Annotated in this window: 6 protein-coding genes and 1 pseudogene; 6 read left to right on the top strand and 1 reads right to left on the bottom strand. The window is 68.9% G+C overall.

The features are described from left to right. Positions 1-130: 130 nt before the first annotated feature. Entirely contained in the window at positions 131-490 is a 360-nt protein-coding gene (locus VIB55_RS03975) for a type II toxin-antitoxin system RelE/ParE family toxin (RefSeq protein ID WP_331875373.1), read from the bottom strand. A gap of 305 nt (positions 491-795) precedes the next feature. On the opposite strand from VIB55_RS03975, the gene ffh reads away from it, so the two are divergent. From ffh to VIB55_RS03945, 6 genes and pseudogenes are all read left to right on the top strand, one after another. Further along, a complete protein-coding gene (gene ffh / locus VIB55_RS03970; RefSeq protein WP_331875372.1) occupies positions 796-2,154 on the top strand; it encodes a signal recognition particle protein in 1,359 nt (452 codons plus the stop codon). Positions 2,155-2,298: 144 nt separating this feature from the next. Continuing rightward, positions 2,299-2,988, top strand: a complete 690-nt coding sequence (gene rpsP, locus VIB55_RS03965; protein ID WP_331875371.1) for a 30S ribosomal protein S16 — start codon at positions 2,299-2,301, stop codon at positions 2,986-2,988. 14 nt (positions 2,989-3,002) lie between these two features. After that, the gene (rimM, locus tag VIB55_RS03960) at positions 3,003-3,542 is read left to right on the top strand and encodes a ribosome maturation factor RimM (protein WP_331875370.1); all 540 of its coding nucleotides are present in this window, start codon (positions 3,003-3,005) and stop codon (positions 3,540-3,542) included. After that, positions 3,542-4,240, top strand: coding sequence for a tRNA (guanosine(37)-N1)-methyltransferase TrmD (gene trmD, locus VIB55_RS03955; protein ID WP_331875369.1), 699 nt, complete (start codon positions 3,542-3,544; stop codon positions 4,238-4,240). Before rimM ends, trmD begins: the two co-directional genes overlap by 1 nt. 73 nt (positions 4,241-4,313) lie before the next feature. Then, complete coding sequence (rplS, locus tag VIB55_RS03950; protein WP_331875368.1) at positions 4,314-4,664, top strand: 50S ribosomal protein L19; 351 nt, start codon at positions 4,314-4,316, stop codon at positions 4,662-4,664. Between the two features lie 213 nt (positions 4,665-4,877). Then, positions 4,878-5,432: pseudogene (locus VIB55_RS03945) on the top strand (hypothetical protein); the annotation flags it as partial.

Below are 5,432 nucleotides of genomic sequence, written 5' to 3'. Positions count from 1 at the left end.
CACGAAGGCGGATGATGTTGATGCCGAGATCGATCCGCGGCAGCGTTTCCGCCCAAAGTGCCGCGAACTCGGGATCACGGGAGAACTCCGCGATCACTTCATCCGTGGTGAGGCCATAGCGGTCCATCGTTCACCCTTGCTGTTCTCGCCAGTGATCCAGGCGGGCGCGTGCCCGGCGGAGTTCCGCATCCATCACCGCACGCTTCTTCAACTGCGCCTTGCTGCTGCACGAAGTAAGCACCAGCAGGCGAGCCGCCTCACCGGGCAACGGCGCAAAGAGCACGCGGTACGCAGCTCCCCGGCCCACCACTCGGAGTTCCCAAATTCCGTCCCGCAGTGGCACCAGGTCGCCCGCCTTTACTCCATCTGCCCAGCCGCGGCGCTCCTGGTGCGCGATCCGGCCCATGACGCGCTGCTGCTGCTCCGGCGGAATCGCCCCAAGCTCGCGGCGAAATTCGTCGGTGTAGATCACCCTGACATCGTCACGCATCAGCGCTCCCTAGTATACGTTATACCGTATCGACGGTCAAGGCTCGCGGGGAGCGAAACCGGACGGGTAAAGTGACGCTATCTCCTGCTGTGTGCTTGCGCTACAGGGCAGAACCCGCCACAGGTGGACAGGGGCGTGCGGGCGGTGGCGGGTGGGGATGACGGGTTGTTCGGTGTACGACCTGCGAACCGGGGCAGGGTTGGCAAAAAGGGCGGGCGGGTGTATCTTGGTGGGCTCTGCATCTCCCGCCTGCCCGGGGCACCGGCGCAGGCGGGAATTCGGCTTATCCGAACGGCGGCGATAGCGTGTTCGACCAGCTCAGCGACAAGCTCGAAGGCGTACTCTCGGGCCTGCGGCAGCGCGGGGTTCTTACCGAGCCCATGATCCGCGAGGGGCTTCGCGAGATCCGGCGCGTGCTGCTGGAGGCCGACGTGAACTTCCAGGTCACGCGCGACTTCATGAAGCGCGTGGAGGTGAAGGCGCTCGGCGAGCGGGTTCTGAAGTCCGTTTCTCCCGGCCAGCAGCTCGTGAAGATCGTTCACGAGGAGCTGACGTCCATGCTGGGCGACAAGAAGGCCTCGCTGGCCCTGTCGCCCATTCCGCCCACCGTCATCATGATGGTGGGGCTGCAGGGCTCCGGAAAAACGACCACGGCCGGCAAGATCGCGCGCAAGATGAAGCGCGAGATGCGCCAGACGCGGCTGGTGGCGTGCGACGTGTACCGCCCCGCCGCGGTCGAGCAGCTGCAGACGCTGGGCGAGCAGGTGGGCGTGCCGGTGTACGCCGAGCCGGGCTCGCAGGACGTGGTGGGGATCGCCCGCCGCGCGCTGGAGCTGGCCCGGAGCGAGCGCGACCGCGTGGTGATCTTCGACACCGCCGGCCGGCTGCAGATCGACGAGCAGCTGATGGACGAGCTTCGCCGCCTGAAGGCCGAGCTGAAGCCCGCCGAGATCCTGTTCGTGGCCGACGGCATGATCGGCCAGGAGTCGGTGAACGTCGCCAAGGGCTTCGACGAGGCGCTGGACGTGACCGGCGTGGTGCTGACCAAGATGGACGGCGACGCCCGCGGCGGCGCGGCCCTTTCCATCTTCGGGGTCACCGGCAAGCCCATCAAGTTCCTGGGTGTCGGCGAAAAGCTGGACGGGCTCGAGGAGTTCCACCCCGAGCGGATGGCCGGGCGCATCCTTCAGCAGGGCGACGTGGTCGCGCTGGTGGAAAAGGCGCAGAAGGCCTTCGACGCCGACGAAGCGGCCAAGCTGGAGCGCAAGGTGATGGGCGCCGGGCGCTTCGACCTGGACGACTTCCTGATGGCGCTCCGGCAGTTCCAGAACCTGGGTCCGCTGGAGAACTTTCTGAAGCTGCTGCCGGGCGTGAACAGCAAGATGCTGAAGAACGTCAAGGTCGATCCGCAGCGGATGAAGCACATCGAGGCCATCATCACCTCGATGACCAAGCAGGAACGCAAGCGCCCCGAGATGCTGACCGGCTCGCGCCGCCTCCGCATCTCGCGCGGCTGCGGCCGCCCGGTAAGCGAGATCAACCGTCTCCTGGAGCAGTTCAAGGAGATGCAGAAGTTCATGAAGCAGATGAAGGGCCTGCAGGGCATGATGCCCAAGGGCGGAGGAATGCCCAGGCTGCCGTTCGGCGGCATGCCGAGGGCGTGAAAGTGCGAAAGTGCTGAGTGCGAAAGTGCGAGAGTGAACAACTTTCGCACTCTCGCACCTTCGCACTCTCGCACTGGTTTTTCGATCGTCCGGCCTGGGCAGACGCCGCCCGCCTGGACGCCACCCACCCCACGAGGGAGAACCATGGCGCTCAAGATCCGTCTTCGTCGCATGGGCCGTAAGAAGGCCCCGCACTACCGCATCGTCGTCGCCGAGAGCAGCACCGCCCGCGACGGCCGTTTCGTTGCCCGGGTCGGCCACTACAACCCGACCACCGAGCCCGCGACCCTCGTGGTCGACCGCGAAAAGGCGCTCGCCTGGATCGCAAAGGGCGCGCAGCCCACCGACACCGTGCAGTCGCTGCTCAAGAAGGCCGGCGTGTTCGAGCCCGCCCCCAACGTGGTCGAGCAGGCCGCCGAGGTGGTGACCGGCGCGGCCAAGAAGGCCGGCAAGTCGGTTTCCGGCGCGGCTTCGGTCGTGGCGGGCGCGGTGGCTTCGGCTGCCTCGGCCGTAGCTGGCGCGGCGGCTTCGGCTGGCGCGGCGGTTTCGGGCGCTGCGGCTTCGGCCGGCGCGGCCGTTTCGGACGCGGCTTCGTCCGCGGTTTCGGCGGTGAGCGACCGCGTTTCGGGTGGCGGCGACGACAACCAGGACCCGTCCTCGGCCGCTCCGGCGGCTTCGGGCGATGAGGCCGGCACTGTGGCCGTGGAGGCCGAGGCTACCGAGCCGACCGCCACCGCGACCGACCCGGGCACGCCCGACGCCTCGGCCGCCGAGACGCCGGTTGCCACGGACGCCGAGGCCACCGAGCCCGCGGCGGACGAGAACCAGGGCTGACCGCCGGCGCTGACATGGCCGGCGACGAGCCCGAGTTCCTGATCGTCGGGTCGGTTCAGAAGCCGCACGGCATCAAGGGCGAGCTGTTCGTCCGGCTGGAGACGGACCGTCCCGACGCGGCCTTCGCGGCGGGGCGCGTCCTGATCGTCGGCGACGCGCGGGGCAGGCCGTCCGACGACCGCCTGACCATCGAGCGGGCCCGCCCCTTCAAGGGCGGCATGCTGGTGAAGGCGCGGGAGCACGCGGGACGGTCGCCGGCGCAGGACGAGCTGCGCGGCCGGTCGCTGCTGATCGCCCGCACCGACGCCGCGCCGCCGGAGGAGGGCGAGGTGTTCTATCACCAGGTCCTGGGCCTGAAGGTGATCACCGAGGCCGAGGGCGAGGTGGGCACGGTGAGGGAATTGTACGATGCTCCCTCGGGGCCGCTCCTGAGCGTGGCCCGCGAGGGGCGCGACGAGCTGCTGATCCCCTTCGTGCGGGAGATGATCCGCCGGATCGACCCCGCCGAGGGCGTGCTGGAGCTGGACCTGCCCGTGGGGCTGCTGGAGCTGTGATGCGCGTGAACGTGGTCACGCTCTTCCCCGACTTCTTCCGGGGGCCGCTGGGGCTGAGCATTCCGTCCCGGGCGGCGGCGGCGGGGCTGGTGAGCTACAACCTGGTGCAGCTGCGGGACTTTACCCACGACCGCCACCAGACGGTGGACGACCTGCCCTACGGCGGCGGCGCGGGGATGGTGATGAAGCCCGAGCCGTTCTGGGAGGCGGTGGAGTCGCTGGCGCCCGAGGGGCGGGACAGGCCGCAAGGCCCCATCCTGCTGATGTCGGCGCGGGGCAGGCGCTTTGGCCACGAGGACGCGGTTCGGCTTTCGCTCGCGGACGAGATCACCCTTCTCTGCGGGCACTACAAGGACGTGGACCATCGCGTGGCCGAGCACCTGGCCACCGAAGAGGTGTCGCTGGGAGACTTCATCGTGTCTGGCGGCGAGATCCCGGCCCTGGCCGTGATCGACGCGGTGGTGAGGCTGCTGCCGGGCGCCATCTCCGACCACGAGTCGGCGTCGACCGACAGCCACTACGACGGCTCGCTCAGCGCGCCTTCGTATACGCGGCCCGCGGAGTATCGCGGGCTGAAGGTGCCCGAGATCCTTCTTTCGGGCGACCATGCCAGAATCGCCGCCTGGCGGCGCGAGCAGGGCGAAACCCTGACGCGCGAGCGGCGTCCGGACCTCTGGGAGGCCCCGGATCACAGTTGATGTTGGGTACGATGGCCGGACCCGTTCCGGACGGCCCAACCTCTCCACTTATTCAGAGAAAGACCGAGGACCCATGCATCCGTTCATCGAGACCCAGAAGGAATATCTTCGCTCGGACATCCCCCAGTTCCGTCCGGGCGACACGCTGAAGGTGAACGTGCGCGTGCGCGAGGGTGAAAAGGAGCGCATCCAGGCGTTCGAGGGCGTCTGCATCGCGCGCAAGCACGGCGGCATCCAGGAAACCTTCAAGGTCCGCAAGATCTCGGGCGGCGTCGGCGTGGAGCGCACGTTCCCGCTGCATTCGCCCATGATCGGCAGCCTGGAAGTCGTTCGCTTCGGACGCGTGCGCCGCGCCAAGCTGTACTACCTGCGCAACCTGCGCGGCAAGGCGGCCCGCATCCGCGAGCGCCGCGTCGCCCGCTAAGGTTCGGCCGTATCATGATGGCGCCGCGGGGCGCATCCGGGTTCCGGATGCGCCCCGCGGCGCGTTCGGGCCCGGGCGCGACGGCCCGAAACCATCGGCGGCGGACCGTTCATTCTCCAGGTATCTTGCAGCAGTGCAACGAGTTGCGGAAGTTCGCAGCCTCCGTTAGTTTTGAAGTCCTCCTCCGCTCCACCGCTTCCGGAGACCATCCTGATGCCGACCGCCCTCCCGCGTTCGCCGCGCCTGCAGCGCGCGGTGCCGCTCCTGGCCTTTGCCGCGCTGTTCCTTGCTTCGTGCAGCGACGAGTCGCCCGTGGCGGCCACACCGGAGGCCGCGGCCGCCCCCAGCTTCTACGTGAGCGGTGGAAACGTCGGCTACCTGGGCACCCTGGGCGGAGGCTCCAGCCACCCGTACGACATGAACGACGCCGGGTACGTGGTGGGCGCCTCGGACGTGGGCGGCGGCCGGAACCACGCGTTCCTGCACACGCCCGCGGGGGGCATGCAGGACCTGGGCACGTTCGGCAACGCGCCGGGCCGCGCCAGCGAGGCGCGCGCCATCAACCGCGCCGGGCTGGTCACCGGCCATTCGCAGCTGGCGGAACTGACGGAGTTCGGCTGGGCCGCCTACCACGCGTTCCGCTGGAGGCCGTCGGGGGGCATGGAAGACCTGGGCACCCTGGGCGGGTTCTTCAGCGGCGGCACCGACATCAACAACGCGGGCCAGGTGGTGGGCTGGGCGGAGCTGCCGCGCACCGCGGACGGCGAG

The organism is Longimicrobium sp., assembly GCF_036554565.1.
Classification (GTDB): Bacteria; Gemmatimonadota; Gemmatimonadetes; order Longimicrobiales; family Longimicrobiaceae; genus Longimicrobium.
Note: the sequence above shows the minus strand (reverse complement) of the source record. Positions and strands in the feature narration are given on the sequence as shown.